This window comes from Streptomyces sp. NBC_01591, assembly GCF_035918155.1.
In the GTDB taxonomy this organism is placed as follows: domain Bacteria; phylum Actinomycetota; class Actinomycetes; order Streptomycetales; family Streptomycetaceae; genus Streptomyces.
The window spans coordinates 2,056,248-2,072,474 of record NZ_CP109327.1 but is presented as its reverse complement, the minus strand read 5'-3'; the positions used below and the strand labels follow the sequence as shown (position 1 = coordinate 2,072,474).

The following is a 16,227-nucleotide window of genomic DNA, read 5'->3' as shown; positions in this document are numbered from 1 at the left end:
TCGCACGCGCCCCGTCCCGCCCACCCCGTGTACCAGGAAGGTGTCCACCACCGTGGAACCCCGTACGGCCCCGGCCGCAGTGATCGTCGCCATAGACGGGCCCTCCGGCACCGGCAAGTCGAGCACGTCCAAGGCCGTCGCCGCGCAGCTCGGCCTGAGCTACCTGGACACCGGTGCCCAGTACCGGGCGATCACCTGGTGGATGCTGAACAACGGCATCGACGTCCAGGACGCGGTGGAGGTGGCGACCGCGGCCGCCAAGCCGGTCATCGTCTCCGGTACGGACCCGGCCGCCCCGACGATCACCGTCGACGGCGAGGACGCCTCGGGCCCGATCCGTACCCAGGAGGTCACCTCCAGGGTCAGCGCCGTCAGCGCGGTCCCCGAGGTGCGCACCCGGATCACCGAGCTGCAGCGCACCATCGCCGCCGCGGCCGACCGGGGCATAGTGGTCGAGGGCCGTGACATCGGCACCACCGTGCTGCCCGATGCCGACCTGAAGATCTTCCTCACCGCTTCCCCGGAGGCACGCGCCGCCCGTCGTAGCGGAGAGGTCAAGGGCTCCGACCTCGCCGCCACCAAGGAGGCACTGGTCAAGCGGGACGCGGCCGACTCCGGCCGCAAGACCTCCCCGCTGGCCAAGGCGGACGACGCCGTCGAGGTGGACACCACCGAGCTGACCCTTCAGCAGGTCATCGAGTGTGTCGTCACCCTCGTCGAGGAGAAGCGGGCCACGAAGTGACCCAGGCCACGGGCACGCCCTCGCCGCGCGGTGCGGCGGTCGGGCGCGGGATCGGCATCGGGCTGATGTACGGGCTGTGGAAGCCCCGCGTCCTCGGTGTATGGCGGGTTCCCGCCTACGGACCCGTCATACTCGCGGTGAACCACTCGCACAACATCGACGGTCCGATGCTGATGGGCACCGCGCCCCGGCCCGTCCACTTCCTGATCAAGAAGGAAGCGTTCGTCGGCCCGCTCGACCCGTTCCTGCGCGGAATCGGTCAGCTGAAGGTGGACCGTACGACCGTCGACCGCACCGCCATCACCGACGCCCTCGGCGTGCTGGAGAACGGCGGGGCGCTCGGGATCTTTCCCGAGGGCACCAGGGGCGAGGGCGACTTCGCCTCCCTGCGTGCCGGGCTCGCGTACTTCGCGGTACGCAGCGGGGCGCCGATCGTGCCCGTGGCCGTCCTGGGAAGCACCGAGCGTCGCGGACGGTTGATATCGACACTGCCGCCGTTGCGCAGCCGGGTGGACGTCGTCTTCGGCGATGCCTTCGAGGCGGGCGACGGGAGCGGGCGTCGTACGCGCAAGGCGCTGGACGAGGCGACGGTACGGATCCAGGCGCGGCTGAGCGCCCATCTGGACGAGGCCAGGCGTTTCACCGGGCGCTAGGTAAGACTTGAGTAGTGGGCCGCGTGTTCGTGGCCCATCGATGATGATGCAAAGAGGAACGGACTTCATGAACGACCAGATTCACTCCGACGGCTCGGACCACGAGCACGGAGCACTTGGCGACGCCGAGTACGCGGAGTTCATGGAGCTCGCCGCGGAGGAGGGCTTCGACCTCGAAGAGGTCGAGGGTGCCATCGACGAGGCCGGTCACGGACCGCTGCCCGTGCTCGCCGTCGTCGGCCGCCCCAACGTCGGCAAGTCGACGCTGGTGAACCGGATCATCGGCCGCCGCGAGGCCGTCGTCGAGGACAAGCCCGGCGTCACGCGCGACCGCGTCACCTACGAGGCCGAGTGGGCGGGCCGCCGCTTCAAGGTCGTCGACACCGGCGGCTGGGAGCAGGACGTGCTGGGCATCGACGCCTCCGTCGCCGCCCAGGCCGAGTACGCGATCGAGGCGTCCGACGCCGTCGTCTTCGTGGTCGACTCGACCGTCGGCGCGACCGACACCGACGAGGCCGTCGTCAAGCTGCTGCGCCGGGCCGGCAAGCCCGTCGTGCTGTGCGCCAACAAGGTCGACGGACAGAGCGGCGAGGCGGACGCCACCGCGCTGTGGTCGCTGGGTCTCGGCGAGCCGCACCCGGTCTCCTCACTGCACGGCCGTGGCACCGGCGACCTGCTCGACGCCGTGCTCGAAGCGCTCCCCGAGGCCCCGGCGCAGCGTTTCGGCACCGCGATCGGCGGCCCCCGCCGGATCGCGCTCATCGGCCGTCCGAACGTCGGCAAGTCCTCGCTGCTGAACAAGGTGGCGAACGAGGACCGCGTGGTCGTCAACGAGCTCGCCGGCACCACCCGCGACCCGGTCGACGAGTTGATCGAGCTCGGCGGCATCACCTGGAAGTTCATCGACACGGCCGGCATCCGCCGCCGCGTCCACCTCCAGGAAGGTGCGGACTACTACGCCTCGCTGCGTACCGCCGCCGCCGTGGAGAAGGCCGAGGTCGCCGTCGTCCTGATCGACGCGGGCGAGTCCATCAGCGTCCAGGACCAGCGCATCATCACCATGGCCGTGGACGCCGGGCGGGCCCTGGTCATCGCGTACAACAAGTGGGACACGCTCGACGAGGAGCGCCGCTACTACCTGGAGCGCGAGATCGAGACGGAGCTCGCGCAGATCGCGTGGGCACCGCGGGTCAACGTCTCGGCCGTCACCGGCCGGCACATGGAGAAGCTTGTCCCGGCGATCGAGACCGCCCTCGCCAGCTGGGAGACCCGCGTCCCCACCGGCCGGCTGAACGCCTTCCTCGGCGAGATCGTCGCCTCCCACCCGCACCCCGTCCGCGGTGGCAAGCAGCCCCGGATCCTCTTCGGCACCCAGGCCGGCACCAAGCCGCCGCGCTTCGTGCTGTTCGCCTCGGGCTTCCTGGAGCACGGCTACCGACGGTTCGTCGAGCGCCGGCTGCGTGAGGAGTTCGGCTTCGAGGGCACCCCGATCCACATCTCGGTGCGGGTCCGCGAGAAGCGCGGCCGCAACAAGTAGCACGCACGGTCGTACGACTGAGCCCCGGACCGTCTCGCATCCGAGACGGTCCGGGGCTCAGTCGTACGCTCAGGCCCCTCGCGTACCCGGGGGCAGGGCCGCCGGCTGGGTGCGCCCGGAGTGCCGGCCCACCCGCTGCCAGGAACCGAGTCCGCCGGTGTGCGTGCCGGTGCCGCTGTTGTGTCCGGTGGCCCCGCCGGTCACGGCGAGACCGGTGGAGAAACCGGAGTGGCCGGAGTGGCCGCTCAGCGGGAGGCGGCTGCCGGAGAGCCCGGTGCCGAAGGCCATGAAGCCGAGATTCTCCTCGCCGCTCCGATCACCCGGCAGCGCCCGGAACGAACGGCGGTACTCGGAGTACAGCGCGTCGTAGATCGGGGTGTGGGACTGACCGCCCGATGGGTCCTGCGAGGGGCGCATGGCAGGGATCGGGCTCGGGCGCTGGTGGGAGGAGTCGTATGAGTGCACGTATGTGCCAACGACACCGGTGTCAGTCGGATGCGGGCGCGGCGGAGAAATAGCTGTTCGCCGCTGGTGCGAGGCGCCGGCGGCCATGATCAGGTACCGGCCAGCGGCATCGCGGCGGCGACCAGGAGCCCTTCGGCGGCGGCCTTGTCCAGGGCGTCGCGCAGCAGGTCCTCGCGGGGCTGCTGGCCGATCGACCCGGCCGGGGCGGCGAAGACGAGGACGGTCTGCGACTTGTTGGCCGCGGTCCGCCAGCCCTCGGTGACCTGGAGCGGTGCGTGCGCCTGCCACCAGGCGACCGGTGCGCCGCCGCCGGTGCCCGGCTGGAGCACGGCGTGCAGCTGGCCCACGGCGAGCAGGATCGACCAGCCGTGCAGCACGGTGGGCACCTGGTCCATCCGGCGGACCGGGTGGAAGCCCTGCTCCAGCAGCAGCTGGAGGAACTCGTCGCCCCGGCTGCCGTCCGTGCCCGGACGGGCGATCGCACCGGTCGGCTCGACGACGAGGGCCGGGTGGAGCTCGTCGTTGATCAGGACGAGGCCGCTGGTGATCCCGAGGACGGCCTGTTCGGTCTGCGGTTGGCCCGCGTCGGTGCCGGAGCCGTCGTCGCCGGTGATGCTGCGTACGGCGCCCTGCAGCTGCTCCTCGGCGACCTGGACGACCTGCGAGGGGATGCACGTCGCGTGGGCGAAGGCGAGGACGGCGGTCTCGTCGCCGACGAAGAGCACCGTGCTGGTGCGTTCCTGCTCGGAGTCGCCGGGGGTGCGGCAGGAAGTGCAGTCGTAACTGCCCGGGGCGTTGTCGCCGACGAGCAGCCGGTCGGCTTCGGCGTCGCCGATCTCGGCGCGTACGTCCTCGCTGACATCGAGCATGCGCGGCACGGGTGGCTCCTCGAACTCGGTACGTGTGCCGGGCGGTTCCCGGCTCATGGAAATGACAACGGGCGAGCCGCGGCCGGGGTCACGCGAGAAAGGGAACGTAATCGAACCAACCGGCTCAGAGGGTGAATCCCAGGGTCCTGGAGACTGGTTGGTACCCATTTGTTCCGATCTGGCGGGGTGTGATGTGGTCGACTCGATCGTGGGCCGGTGCGCCGATACGTCGACAAAGCGGGAAAGCGGGCGAGTTTACGGCTGACTGAAATTCGCCCCTACTCGGAGTGAACCGTCGACCGGCCTGTGCCGTCATGGCAAGTGCAGCCTGCCGCTGATCAGCCGAACCGGGAGATATGGCGTTTCATGCACATTTCTTTCCTGCTCCACAATGCCTATGGAGTCGGGGGCACGATCCGCACGACGTTCAATCTCGCCGGGGAGCTGGCCGGCCACCATGACGTCGAGATCGTGTCGGTCTTCCGGCACCGCGACGTTCCCGCGCTGGGCGCCCCCGAAGGTGTGCGCATGAGCCACCTCGTCGATCTGCGGAAGAAGAGCCCGACGTACGACGGCGACGCCGCCGACTACGCCCGGCCCGCGGCCGTGTTCCCGCGCGGCGACAGCAGGTACCGGCAGTACAGCAGGCTGACCGACGCACGGGTGGCGGACCATCTGCGGTCCCTGGAGGCGGACGTCGTGGTCGGAACCCGGCCGGGGCTCAACGTGCACATCAGCAGGCAGGCCCGCCGCGGCCCGGTCCGGATCGGGCAGGAGCACCTCACCCTCGACAGCCACGGCTACCGGCTCCGCCGCGAGATCGAGCACCGCTACGCCCTGCTCGACGCGATCACCACCGTCACCGAGGCCGACGCGCAGGCCTACCGGGCCGGGTTCAAGCTGCCCGGCGTACGGATCGAGGCCATTCCCAACAGCGTGCCCGAGCCGACGGTCGCCTCCGCCGACGGCGACCGCAAGTGGGTGATCGCCGCAGGCCGGCTGCACAAGGTCAAGCGGTACGACCTGCTCGTCCGGGCGTTCGCCGACGTGGTCGCGGTCCGCCCGGACTGGCGGCTGCGCATCTACGGCGGCGGCGACGCGACCGGGAACGAACGGGAGGCGCTGCTCACGCTCATCGGCCAACTCGGGCTGCACAACCACGTGTTCCTGATGGGATCGGTCAATCCGCTGGAGGCCGAGTGGCCCAAGGGGTCGATCGCCGCGGTCACTTCGGACCGCGAGTCCTTCGGCATGACCATCGTCGAGGCGATGCGCTGCGGCCTGCCGGTCGTCGCCACCGACTGCCCGCACGGCCCCCGCGAGATCATCGACGACGGCACCGACGGACGGCTGGTGCCCGTCGGTGACTCGGCGGCGGTGGCCGACGCCCTGCTCGGTCTGATCGACGACGACGAGGCACGGCACCGCGCGGGACGCGCCGCGCTGGCCGCGTCGCAGCGGTTCGACCCGTCGCGGATCGCCGAACGCCATGAACGGCTCTTCACCGAACTCGCCTCGCGGGGCCCGCGCGACCGCTCGCACGGCGCGGTGGGCACCACACTGCACCGCGCCCGGGGCACCGTGCTGGACGGGGCGTACGCCCTGCGCTACAAGGCAGCCGCCGTGATCCGCAAGGGGAAGACCACATGACCGTCACCGCAGGGCGAAGGACACCACGGGCCGACTGCACCGTGGGACCCGACGGCGGGATCACCTTCGATCTCGACCTCGGCCGCCGCGAGGACGAGGAGGCGCCCGAACTGCTTCTCCGGCTGCGCGGCGCCAAGGGCAACGGCGACGGCAGCACCGTACGGCTGTCGTTGAGCCCGCTGCGCGACGGCCGGCTGCGGGCGGTCCTGCCGGGATCCATGGAACCCGCCGAGGGCCGCTGGGACGTCCATCTGCGGGAGCCGTGCGCGGACGACGACGGGGCGGTGGCCGTCGAGCCCGGGATCAGGGACCTGCGGCTGCTCGTCGACCGCACACCGGGGAACGGGCGGATCGCGGTCCGCATCCCGTACCCGACCCTCGACGGCCGGCTCGCCGTGCGCTGCTGGCTCCGCGCACCGCACGCCGAGGCCGGACCGGTGACCTTCGACGGGGGCGGGATGACCGTCGAGGGCACGCTGTACGGGACCGGCCTCGGCACCGATGCCCGGGTCGAGGCACGACTGCCCGGCGCCGACGGCCGGGTCCTGCGGGTGCCGGTCACCGGGGAGGAAGGAACCTTCGCCTTCACGCTTCCCCTGGACCGGCTGGCCGCCGGGGCCGTCACCGCGCAGCAGCTGTGGACGCTCTGGCTGATCCCCGGGACGGCGGAGGGCGAGCCGGCCGGCGGCGTACGGATCTCCCGCATCCTCGACGATGTCTGGGACCGCAAGAAGATCTTCGTCTACCCGGGCCTCAGTACCGGGGAGGGCGGCCGGGCCACCCCTTGCTACTCCACCGACAACGACCTCTGCGTACGGCTCGAACCGGAACCGGCGCCCGCGTCCTGACGGCTGCCCCGGGGATTGCGGACTCGGGCTGTCCGCAACCCCTGACAGACTCGCCCCATGTTGGAGACCTCGGCACGACTGCTGCGTCTGCTCTCACTGCTCCAGGCACACCGCGACTGGTCCGGCGCCGATCTCGCCGACCGGCTCGGGGTCACCCCGCGAACCGTCCGGCGTGACGTCGACAAGCTGCGCGAACTGGGCTACCCGGTCAACGCCAGCCCCGGCACCGGCGGCGGGTACCAGCTGGGCGCCGGTGCCCAGCTGCCGCCACTGCTCCTGGACGACGAGGAGGCCGTCGCCGTCGCCGTCGGCCTGCGCACCGCGGCGGGCAACGGTGTCGAGGGCATCGGCGAGACCTCCGTACGCGCCCTGACCAAGCTCGAACAGGTGCTGCCGGACCGGCTCCGGCGCCGGGTGAACGCGCTGAACACCTTCACCGTGCCGTTGTTCCGCGGCCCTGGCGCGTCGGTCGCCGACGCGGGTGTACTGACCGAACTCGCGGGGGCCTGCCGGGACGGTGAGCGGCTGCGCTTCGAGTACCGGGACCACTCCGGCTCCGTCTCGCGGCGGACCGTCGAACCGCACCGGCTGGTGTGCACCGAGCGCCGCTGGTATCTCGTCGCCTGGGACCTGGACCGCGCGGACTGGCGTACGTTCCGGGCGGACCGGATCACCCCCACGCCGCCGCACGGCCCGAGGTTCGTCCCCCGTGACCCGCCTGCCGAGGATCTGGCCGCCTACGTCTCGAAGGGGATCTCCACGGCCGTGTACCCGACGCGGGCGGTGATCCGGCTGAAGGCGGGGATCGAGCGCGCGGCCGAGCGGATCTCGCCTTCGGCAGGGGTGCTGGAAGCGGTCGACGCCGACACCTGTCTGCTGCGCACCGGGGCGGCCGGTGTCGATGTGCTGGTCATCCACGTGATGATGCTGGGGTTCGACTTCGAGGTCGTCGAACCACTGGCGCTCAAGGACGCGATCAGGGTGGCCAGGGACCGGCTCTCCAGGGCCCTGGACTGAGCGCTGCCTGCGGCAACGCCATACGGACGGTCGGGGTTGCCCGCTATACCGGCGGCAGTCGACGACCGTCCCCGCACTCGGTGTGAATATTGTGACCAAAGGATAAGGCTGCCATAAGGAAGCGTGAATTCCCGGCGACATGCTCATTTACGCACGCTATTCGGCACGGAAATTACACCCGCTCGATACGGGATATTCCGCTTCGATTCCGGGCCTTCCGTCCGATCGTTTTCCGGCCTGTGTGATTACTGTGTGTCCGGTCCCGGGCCGCCTGTTCGGGTGGCGTGATTCATACGGCGCGCGTGTCGTGATCCTGTGACACAAGTGTGACCGGCAAGGAACGTGGGGATGCCCGCCGGCGGCAGGCGCCCCGGCTTCCGTCGCCGCCCGCGGCCGCCTACGGTGAGGGGTATGGCACCCATACCGACCCCTCCCGTCCAGCCCGACGACGCGCCCGGTGAGTACGTCGGCCTCGCCGCCGACGCCGCCGAACGGCGGGCCCGCAGCCATGGCTGGACCACCGTCAGATCCCTGCCGCCGGGCGCGATCATCACCATGGAGTTCCGGAGCGGACGGATCAACTTCGAGGTCGACGCCGCCGTCGTCACCCGCTGCTGGCTGGGCTGAGGCTTCATGAGTGAAGGCCCCGACATCGGTCGGGGCCTTCACTCATGTCCGGGGGGCGGCTGTGCGTACCGGCCCCGTGATCGCCGGGGCTCAGCCGCCGGTCACCGGGCGGGCCGGGGTCGTGCCGCCGCGCGGCGTGCGGTCGGCGTGCGGCGGGCGCCGGCTGCCGGCCGGGGTGACCGGGGTCCGCTCCGAGCGCACCAGATGCGCCGGATGTGCCGGATGCGACGAGTGCGCGCGCGAGCGGGAGCCGGTGCCGCCCGCAGCCGCCGCGACGACCGGCTCCAGCGCCGGGGCGTCGACGCCGTCCGCCTGCGGCACGGTCCTGGGGCCTCCGGCCGCGACGGGTACGGAGGGAACGGGGCGGCCGAATCCCCGCAGGTTCTCGCGCTGGGCGAAGATCCATGCCTCGGCCCGGGTGATCAGCGGCTCGGCCCAGGGCAGCCCCAGCATGATCAGCAGCCCCGCGGCCCAGCCCAGCAGGACATCGCTGAGCCAGTGCGTACCGAGATAGACGGTGGTGAGGCCGACGCCCAGCGAGACGATCGCCGACATGGCCGACAGATAGCGCCGGGCTCGTGGGGTGGTGGCCAGGTAGGCCAGGATCCCCCAGGTCACGACCGCGTTGGCGGTGTGGCCGGAGGGGAATATATCGCCGCCGGCGAAGAGCTCCGCGGAGCCGATCTGGGTCGCGTAGTGCGGGCCGAGGCGCCCCAGGCCGATCTTGACCGCGCCGACCGTCACATTGAGCAGCAGCAGCGCCGCGCCCAGCGTCAGCAGCGGTCGCAGTGTGTGCTGCCGCCAGGAGCGCCAGCCGAGCCAGCAGGCGACCATGGTGGCGGTGGGTCCGCGCTGGCCGAGCACGATGTAGTAGTCGAGGAAGGCGTGGATTTCCGGCCACTGCTGGTACGGCCGGAAGAGCATGACCTTCCAGTCCAGGGTCACCAGCCAGGACGAGACCAGCACGGCAATGACGATGGCGAGATAGAACGCCAACGTCCCGCCGAAGAGTGCGATGCGGTGACGGCTCATCCGCGGTGGCTCTATCTTCGGCGGCTCCGGCTCCCGGTCCAGCCGGGCAAAGATGTCGGTACGCACCCAATCGACGTTACAGCGAGTTAGTGCGCGACCAGGTCGATCCGGTCTCTTTGTGATGACGATGTGATGTGGACTATGTCTCAACAGGACCTTAATTGCTGACCCGCGTAAGCATCTCGGCGAGCCTTCGCGCTATTGATTTCGCACGCATTTCGGAAGGGTGTTTGGGTGCGGACAGAAAAGCGCAGGAGGTGCCGGTATGAATTTATCCGGGCTCGGAAGGGGTGGAACGGACGGTGCCGGTCCGGTCACCGGCCGCTTTCGACGCGGGCCCGGCGGGTGCTCCGCGGTGGCGGCCGAGTACCGTCCTGTGCCAGATGCGGAGGGTGTCCCCGCAGGTCCGGACGGCGGGTCGGCGTGGCGTACGCCACACCCCGTGGCTCAACCGGGTATGAGGTGGACCACGTGTGAGGGCTCCGAACTCGCGTACGCTGACGGATCACTCGCCCGTCGATGCCGGGCCATGAGGAGCGGCGAACCGCCGCATCCACGGTTGGCCCGCCGAGCGCGAGGGACCTTTGGGAGGTACATGCATGTCCGGGACGACCACAGCCCGAATCCGGCTGCGCCCAGCGGCCGACGGTGCCAATCGATGGGTCGTCCTCGTCGTCCTCTGCCTCAGCCTCCTGCTCGTGGCACTCGATGCGACCGTGCTCCACGTCGCCGTACCCGCCGTCACCGAGGACCTGCGGCCCAGCGCGGTCGGTCTGCTCTGGATCGTCGATGCCTACCCGCTGGTCTGCGCCTCGCTGCTGATCCTCTTCGGCACCCTCGGGGACCGGGTCGGCCGCCGTCGCGTCCTGCTGCTCGGCTACGCCCTCTTCGGAGTCGCCTCCGCGATCGCCGCGATGGCCGACAGCCCCGCCGTACTCATCGTGGCGCGCGCCCTGCTCGGGGTCGGCGGCGCGATGATCATGCCGGCGACGCTGTCGATCCTCCGGCAGGTCTTCCCCGACCGGCGTGAACGGGCCGTGGCGATCGGCGTCTGGACCGCGGTCGCCGCCGTGGGTGCCGCCACCGGTCCGGTCATCGGCGGCTTCCTCGTCGAGCACTTCTGGTGGGGCTCGGTCTTTCTGATCAACGTCCCGCTGATGGCGCTGGTCCTGCCGGTCGGACGGCTGCTCCTGCCCGAGTCGCGCGGCAGCCACGACGGCCCGTGGGATGTGCTGGGCGCGCTGATGGCCGCGGCTGCAGTGCTCGGGGTGGTCCTCGGGGTGAAGCGGGCGGGCACCGGTGAGGGGGTGCTGAGCCCGGCCACGCTCGCCCCGCTGCTGATCGGGGCGGTACTGCTCATCGTGTTCGTGCGCCGTCAGAAGCGGCGTGCGCATCCGCTGGTCGACATCGGACTGTTCGCCAGGCCCGCCTTCTCCGCCGCGGTGGGCTGCATCGTCCTCGCCATGCTGGCCCTGGTCGGTCTTGAGCTCATAGCCGTGCAGTACCTCCAGCTCGTCCTCGGCCTGAGTCCGCTGCAGACCGGTCTGCGGCTGCTGCCGCTCACCTTCGCCGCCATGGCCGCGGGCGCCACCGGCTCGTACACCCTGCGTCGCGTCGGTCCACGCCGGATGGTCGGCTGGGGCTTCGTGCTCACGGCGATCTCGGTGCTGACCCTGACCGCGATGGGGCAGCACGACCGGCCCGCGCTGCTGACGGCGGCCTTCGTCGCCCTCGGCTTCGGGCTCCAGACCACGCTCTTCGGGGCGTACGAATCCATGCTCAGCGAGGCCCCCGCCGACCGCGCGGGCGGGGCGGCGGCGATCGGCGAGACCTCGTACCAGCTGGGCGCGGGCATGGGGATCGCCCTGCTCGGCAGTGTCATGAACGCCGCCTACGCCCCCGGGCTCTCGAAGCTCTCCGAAGCGGGGGTCCCGGCCGGGGCCCGCGCGGCCGCCGCCCACTCGCTGGGCGAGGCCTACCAGGTGGCGGACCGGCTGGGCGGTCCGCTGGGCGCGGTGCTGCGTTCCACGGCACGCCATTCCTTCATCACCGGGCTGCATGTCACGCTGCTGGTCAGCGCTGCTCTGCTGCTGCTCGGGGCGCTCGCCGCGCTGCGGCTGCCGCGGCTGATGGACTGTCCGGCGTCGGCGCTCGACGAACCGGAGCCGGCCGAAACAAGCGAGGTGCGGGAACACCGCACACCGCACGAGGTGCCCGCTCCGGGCCGTACGCAGTTGCCCCTCCCGCGGCCCGCCCGGCGCCGACCCGCCGAGGCGACCGGCTCTGGACGGGCGGCACACTGAGCCGTAACGTCGGTGCGACGCCATAACTAACACTGCTAGTTTTAGCATCGCGCGAGCCGCCGGAGGCACCCTCATGTCCACCACCGAGTCCTCGAAGCTCCCACCCTTCGACCCCGCCGACCCGATCGGCATCGACGACCTGCTCGGCGCCGAGGACCTCGCGATCCGCGAGACCGTCCGCGACTGGGCCACCGACCGCGTCCTGCCGCACATCGCCGAGTGGTACGAGAACGGCGAACTGCCCGGCATCCGCGAGCTGGCCCGCGAGCTCGGTTCGCTGGGCGCGCTCGGCATGTCCCTCCAGGGATACGGCTGTGCGGGCGCCACCGCCGTCCAGTACGGGCTGGCCTGCCTGGAGCTCGAAGCGGCCGACTCGGGGATCCGCTCCCTGGTCTCCGTACAGGGATCGCTCGCCATGTACGCCATCCACCGCTTCGGCTCCGAGGAGCAGCGGCAGCGCTGGCTGCCGGGCATGGCGGCCGGCGAGATCATCGGCTGCTTCGGCCTCACCGAACCGGACCACGGCTCCGACCCGGCCGGGATGCGCACCTTCGCCAAGCGCGACGGCGGGGACTGGGTGCTCACCGGCCGCAAGATGTGGATCACCAACGGCTCGGTCGCCGGGGTCGCCGTCGTCTGGGCGCAGACCGACGACGGAATCCGCGGATTCGCCGTGCCGACCGACACTCCGGGCTTCTCGGCGCCCGAGATCAAGCACAAGTGGTCGCTGCGCGCCTCGGTCACCAGCGAGCTGGTCCTCGACGAGGTGCGGCTGCCCGCCGATGCCGTGCTCCCGGGTGTCACCGGACTGCGCGGCCCGCTCAGCTGTCTCAGCCATGCCCGCTACGGCATCGTCTGGGGAGCCATGGGCGCGGCCCGCGCCAGCTTCGAGGCGGCCGTGGACTACGCGAAGACCAGGGAACAGTTCGACCGGCCGATCGGCGGCTTCCAGCTCACCCAGGCCAAGCTCGCGGACATGGCGGTGGAGCTGCACAAGGGCATCCTGCTCGCCCACCATCTGGGCCGGCGGATGGATGCGGGCAGGCTCCGTCCGGAGCAGGTCAGTTTCGGAAAGCTCAACAATGTGCGGGAGGCGATCGACATCTGCCGCACCTCGCGCACGATCCTCGGCGCCAACGGGATCTCGCTGGAGTACCCGGTGATGCGCCATGCGACGAATCTGGAGTCGGTGCTCACCTACGAAGGAACCGTGGAGATGCACCAGCTGGTGCTGGGCAAGGCGCTCACCGGTCTCGACGCGTTCCGCTAGGAACGCCCGGCGAGCACCCTGCTCAGCTCTGGTTGAAGAAGCCGTCGGCCGGCCGGCCGGCGGCTTCGGTGACCACCTGGGTATCGGCCGGGGTCAGCAGGAAGACCCGGGTGGCCACGCGCTCGATCGAACCGCGCAGTCCGAAGATCAGTCCAGCGGCGAAATCCACGACACGCTTCGCGTCGGTGGGGTCCATGGTCGTGAGGTTGACGATCACCGGGACACCGTCCCGGAAGAGCTCTCCGATGGCCCGCGCGTCCCGGAAGCTGTCCGGAGTGACGGTGGCGATCCGGCGGCCCGTCTCCTCGGCCGCCTCGGACGCGACCTGCACCCGGGGGTCGGTCACCCAGGCCTGGCCGCCGGTCCCGGTCTGCGTGCCCTCGGCGTACTCGTCGTCGTAGTACCGCTCGTCGTTGTCCTCTACGAGGCCCAGCCAGGCACTCGCCTTGCGCACCGATCCCATGGACGCCTCCTCTCACCGCGGTTCCGTGGTGTTCCGCATCTCTTTCGTATCCCTATGGTCGTCCATGATGCGGATCGTGCGCCAAGTGGATAGTCGGCGCGCAGGGGATTCGTGACGGTACTGGTGCAGAAGATATGGCGATTCGTCAGGGTTTCTCCCGCATAAGGGGTCTGAAAGAAAGAAAATATGATGCCCCGGGCCGTACGGGTGACATGGGGGACGTACGGGTGAACGGGCCGCTCGATACGATGCACGTCGCGCGGTCGCACGGGCTCGGCGCGAAGGTGAACGACTCTCGGGGGATCGTCGTGTTCGGAATAGTCAGGCCCTGTACCCATCGGTTGTCCGAGGGGCTCAGGACCGAGTGGATGGCCCATCTCTGCGGGCTCTGTCTCGCACTTCGCTCCGATCACGGGCAATTCGCCCGGATCGTAACGAACTATGACGGTCTGATTGTTTCTGTCCTGACGGAGGCTCAGGCCGAGCGCGCCACCGGATGGCGGCGCACGGCGGGGCCCTGTCCGCTGCGCGCCATGCGGACCGCCCCGGTCGCCCGCGGCGAGGGAGCAAGGCTGGCCGCCGCGGTCTCCTTGGTGCTGGCATCGGCGAAGGTCCGGGACCACGTCGCGGACGGGGACGGCCTGTTGAAGCGCCGCCCGGTCGCCGCCGCCGCGCGCCGGGTCGCCGCGGGCTGGGACCGGGCAGGCGCGCGCACCGGCGCACAGCTCGGCTTCGACACGGCGCTGCTCGTGGACGCCGTCGACCGGCAGACCGGCATCGAGCTGATCGCCGGGCCCGGCACCCCGCTGCTCACGGTCACCGAGCCCACCGAGACCGCCACCGCGGCCGCCTTCGCCCATACCGCGGTGCTCGCGGGCAAGCCGCAGAACGCGGAACCGCTCGCCGAGGCCGGCCGCCTCTTCGGGCGCCTGGCACATCTGCTGGACGCCGTGGAGGACCAGGAAACTGACGCCGCGTCGGGCGCCTGGAACCCGCTCACCGCGACCGGCACCTCGCGGGCGGAGGCCCGGCGGCTCTGCGACGACGCGCTGCACGGCGTACGGCTGGCGCTGCGCGACGCCGAATTCACCAATGGCAAGCTGGCCCATGTGCTGCTGGCGCACGAACTGCGGCAGTCGGTGGACCGGGCTTTCGGAACCACGGCGTGCTCGCACCAGGCGGGCGGTGTGCTCCTGGACGGAGCCGGCGCCCCGTCAGGCGTACCGCAGACCGGGGCCTTCGGGCCGGTGCCGGGCAATCCGTACGCACCGGGCCCGGGCGGCCCCGCCGGTCCGCCGCAGCCGCCGCCCGAGCCCCCGCGCGACCGCCGCGGTCTGATCATGGGCTGCCTGGTGTGGGCGGGGCTGGCCTGCACCTGCCAGATGTGCTGCGGCACGTTCAACGACCCGTGGAGCCATCAGCGCCGCGACGGACTCTGCAGTCAGTGCGACTGCGGCAACTGCAGCGACGGCTGTGAGTGCTGCAGCAACTGCGGGGACTGCTGCGACTGCTGTGGTTGCGACTGCGACTGCAGCTGCTGAGCCGGGCGGGGATCCCCGCAGCAGACCGGTCTTCCTGCCGCACGGGATCGCCCGGCCCGGTCCGGATCAGTTGATCTCGGGCGGCGAGATCTGCGAGGTCTCGATCGCCGATGCGCCGATGCCCCACTTCTTCAGGATCCGGTCGTAGGTGCCGTCCGCCTTGAGACCGTTCACCGCGGCCTGGAAGGCGGGCGCCAGCGGGGTGCCCTTCTTGAAGGCGAAGCCGACGTCGAGGCGCTTGAACTCATTGAGGAAGCGCACGCCCTCCTGCTGCCCCACCGCGTAGCGCAGCCCGTTGATGGTGGACATCACCACATCGCTGCGGCCCTGCTGGAGCGAGGCCCAGGTGGCGCCCTGGTCGTTGTACGTCTTCACGTCGTACGGCTTCCTGCCCGCGTCGGAGCACAGCTGCCGGTTCTCCTCCAGGGTCACCTCGAAGGTGGTGCCCGCGCCGGTGCCCACGGTCAGGCCGCAGAGCTGGGTGAGCTCGGTGACGTTCTTCAGCTTGCTGTCGTCGCGGACCGCGAAGCCCTGGCCGTCATTGATGTACGTGACGAAGTCGATCGTCCTGCGGCGCTCCTCGGTCACCCCGAAGTTGCCGGTGCCCACGTCGTACTTCCCGCTGCCCAGCGCCGGCAGGATCGCCTCGAAGGAGGCCACTTCGCGCGTGAATCTCAGCCCGAGCTTCCTGGCCACTGCGTCCGCGAAGTCGATGTCCGTACCGGCCACCGTCCTCCCGTCCGCGAGGTAGGTGGCGCCCGGCGGGTTGCTGACGCTGGTGGCGATGGTCAGGGTCCCGGCGGCGCGGACATCGGAGGGCAGCAGCTTCGCCGCGGCCTCGTCCTTGCGCACCGACGAGACGACATCGGTCGTCGGCACCTTCCCCTTGGCGGTCGCGGCCCCGGCGGCGCCGGCCGGTGCGGCCGCCGGATCGCCGGACCCGCACGCGGTGAGGGCGAGAGCGGCGACGGTGATCAGCGCGAAGGCAGCGGTGTGCCGGGTTCGGGGCATGAGGCGTGGTTCTCCTGAGTCGTCGGCCGTGAGCGGGCGCGGCGGCAGCGGGGCAGCGCGCGGCGGCCCCACGGTCGGGGCGGGGAAGGACGGCGGAGCGAGGGGAGGGGAGGAGCAGCGATGTTGTGTACGTGAGGGCACGCGGGGAAAAGTGCTCAGGCGCCGCACACGGCGCGAGGCAGAGACACGGGGAACCGCA

15 protein-coding genes are annotated in these 16,227 nt (G+C 70.9%); 10 read left to right on the top strand and 5 right to left on the bottom strand.

Annotated features, from left to right (window positions below):
* Positions 1 to 40 precede the first annotated feature (40 nt).
* From cmk to der, 3 genes are all read left to right on the top strand, one after another.
* Positions 41 to 742, top strand: coding sequence for a (d)CMP kinase (cmk, locus tag OG978_RS09650; RefSeq protein ID WP_326764795.1), 702 nt, complete (start codon positions 41 to 43; stop codon positions 740 to 742).
* The gene (locus OG978_RS09645) at positions 739 to 1,395 is read left to right on the top strand and encodes a lysophospholipid acyltransferase family protein (RefSeq protein WP_326764794.1); all 657 of its coding nucleotides are present in this window, start codon (positions 739 to 741) and stop codon (positions 1,393 to 1,395) included. The genes cmk and OG978_RS09645 overlap by 4 nt, the downstream gene beginning before the upstream one ends.
* Positions 1,396 to 1,462: 67 nt before the next feature.
* Positions 1,463 to 2,932 carry a ribosome biogenesis GTPase Der gene (gene der, locus OG978_RS09640; protein ID WP_326764793.1) on the top strand — a complete coding sequence of 490 codons (1,470 nt, stop codon included), beginning with the start codon at positions 1,463 to 1,465 and terminating at the stop codon, positions 2,930 to 2,932.
* 69 nt (positions 2,933 to 3,001) lie between these two features.
* Here der and OG978_RS09635 read toward each other — a convergent pair whose 3' ends face one another.
* Together OG978_RS09635 and OG978_RS09630 are read right to left on the bottom strand one after the other, a co-directional pair.
* Entirely contained in the window at positions 3,002 to 3,349 is a 348-nt protein-coding gene (locus OG978_RS09635) for a hypothetical protein (RefSeq protein WP_326764792.1), read from the bottom strand.
* 137 nt (positions 3,350 to 3,486) lie between these two features.
* A complete protein-coding gene (locus OG978_RS09630) occupies positions 3,487 to 4,275 on the bottom strand; it encodes a hypothetical protein (RefSeq protein ID WP_326764791.1) in 789 nt (262 codons plus the stop codon).
* 357 nt (positions 4,276 to 4,632) lie between these two features.
* On the opposite strand from OG978_RS09630, the gene OG978_RS09625 reads away from it, so the two are divergent.
* The 4 genes from OG978_RS09625 to OG978_RS09610 all read left to right on the top strand — a co-directional run bounded on the left by OG978_RS09625 (position 4,633) and on the right by OG978_RS09610 (position 8,408).
* Entirely contained in the window at positions 4,633 to 5,916 is a 1,284-nt protein-coding gene (locus OG978_RS09625; protein WP_326764790.1) for a glycosyltransferase family 4 protein, read from the top strand.
* Positions 5,913 to 6,764 (top strand): transferase, encoded by an 852-nt coding sequence (locus OG978_RS09620; RefSeq protein ID WP_326764789.1) that lies wholly within the window; start codon positions 5,913 to 5,915, stop codon positions 6,762 to 6,764. The genes OG978_RS09625 and OG978_RS09620 overlap by 4 nt, the downstream gene beginning before the upstream one ends.
* Before the next feature lie 57 nt (positions 6,765 to 6,821).
* On the top strand, positions 6,822 to 7,781 hold the full coding sequence (locus OG978_RS09615; RefSeq protein ID WP_326764788.1) for a helix-turn-helix transcriptional regulator: 960 nt from the start codon (positions 6,822 to 6,824) through the stop codon (positions 7,779 to 7,781).
* A 411-nt stretch (positions 7,782 to 8,192) separates the two neighbouring features.
* Positions 8,193 to 8,408: an I78 family peptidase inhibitor gene (locus OG978_RS09610; RefSeq protein ID WP_326764787.1), complete on the top strand. Its 216-nt coding sequence runs from the start codon at positions 8,193 to 8,195 to the stop codon at positions 8,406 to 8,408.
* A gap of 90 nt (positions 8,409 to 8,498) precedes the next feature.
* Here the strand turns inward: OG978_RS09610 and OG978_RS09605 are convergent, their stop codons facing one another.
* On the bottom strand, positions 8,499 to 9,506 hold the full coding sequence (locus OG978_RS09605) for a phosphatase PAP2 family protein (protein ID WP_326764786.1): 1,008 nt from the start codon (positions 9,504 to 9,506) through the stop codon (positions 8,499 to 8,501).
* A gap of 533 nt (positions 9,507 to 10,039) precedes the next feature.
* Between OG978_RS09605 and OG978_RS09600 the strand changes: the two genes are divergently transcribed.
* Both OG978_RS09600 and OG978_RS09595 read left to right on the top strand, forming a co-directional pair.
* Positions 10,040 to 11,743, top strand: a complete 1,704-nt coding sequence (locus tag OG978_RS09600; protein ID WP_326764785.1) for an MFS transporter — start codon at positions 10,040 to 10,042, stop codon at positions 11,741 to 11,743.
* Positions 11,744 to 11,816: 73 nt separating this feature from the next.
* Positions 11,817 to 13,013 carry an acyl-CoA dehydrogenase family protein gene (locus OG978_RS09595; RefSeq protein ID WP_326764784.1) on the top strand — a complete coding sequence of 399 codons (1,197 nt, stop codon included), beginning with the start codon at positions 11,817 to 11,819 and terminating at the stop codon, positions 13,011 to 13,013.
* 22 nt (positions 13,014 to 13,035) lie between these two features.
* Here OG978_RS09595 and OG978_RS09590 read toward each other — a convergent pair whose 3' ends face one another.
* Positions 13,036 to 13,476 (bottom strand): cell division protein SepF, encoded by a 441-nt coding sequence (locus OG978_RS09590; RefSeq protein WP_326764783.1) that lies wholly within the window; start codon positions 13,474 to 13,476, stop codon positions 13,036 to 13,038.
* A gap of 308 nt (positions 13,477 to 13,784) precedes the next feature.
* Between OG978_RS09590 and OG978_RS09585 the strand changes: the two genes are divergently transcribed.
* Positions 13,785 to 15,017, top strand: coding sequence for a DUF5685 family protein (locus OG978_RS09585; RefSeq protein ID WP_326764782.1), 1,233 nt, complete (start codon positions 13,785 to 13,787; stop codon positions 15,015 to 15,017).
* 66 nt (positions 15,018 to 15,083) lie between these two features.
* On the opposite strand, the gene OG978_RS09580 is transcribed toward OG978_RS09585, so the two are convergent.
* Positions 15,084 to 16,028, bottom strand: coding sequence for an ABC transporter substrate-binding protein (locus OG978_RS09580; RefSeq protein WP_326764781.1), 945 nt, complete (start codon positions 16,026 to 16,028; stop codon positions 15,084 to 15,086).
* Positions 16,029 to 16,227 lie beyond the last annotated feature (199 nt).

Excerpts from the sequence above, each read along its gene's own strand:
- der (WP_326764793.1), top strand. The coding sequence starts at position 1,463 with ATGAACGACCAGATTCACTCCGACGGCTCGGACCACGAGCACGGAGCA.
- OG978_RS09635 (WP_326764792.1), bottom strand. The coding sequence starts at position 3,349 with ATGCGCCCCTCGCAGGACCCATCGGGCGGTCAGTCCCACACCCCGATC.
- OG978_RS09625 (WP_326764790.1), top strand. The coding sequence starts at position 4,633 with ATGCACATTTCTTTCCTGCTCCACAATGCCTATGGAGTCGGGGGCACG.
- OG978_RS09620 (WP_326764789.1), top strand. The coding sequence starts at position 5,913 with ATGACCGTCACCGCAGGGCGAAGGACACCACGGGCCGACTGCACCGTG.
- OG978_RS09615 (WP_326764788.1), top strand. The coding sequence starts at position 6,822 with ATGTTGGAGACCTCGGCACGACTGCTGCGTCTGCTCTCACTGCTCCAG.
- OG978_RS09610 (WP_326764787.1), top strand. The coding sequence starts at position 8,193 with ATGGCACCCATACCGACCCCTCCCGTCCAGCCCGACGACGCGCCCGGT.
- OG978_RS09600 (WP_326764785.1), top strand. The coding sequence starts at position 10,040 with ATGTCCGGGACGACCACAGCCCGAATCCGGCTGCGCCCAGCGGCCGAC.
- OG978_RS09595 (WP_326764784.1), top strand. The coding sequence starts at position 11,817 with ATGTCCACCACCGAGTCCTCGAAGCTCCCACCCTTCGACCCCGCCGAC.
- OG978_RS09590 (WP_326764783.1), bottom strand. The coding sequence starts at position 13,476 with ATGGGATCGGTGCGCAAGGCGAGTGCCTGGCTGGGCCTCGTAGAGGAC.
- OG978_RS09580 (WP_326764781.1), bottom strand. The coding sequence starts at position 16,028 with ATGCCCCGAACCCGGCACACCGCTGCCTTCGCGCTGATCACCGTCGCC.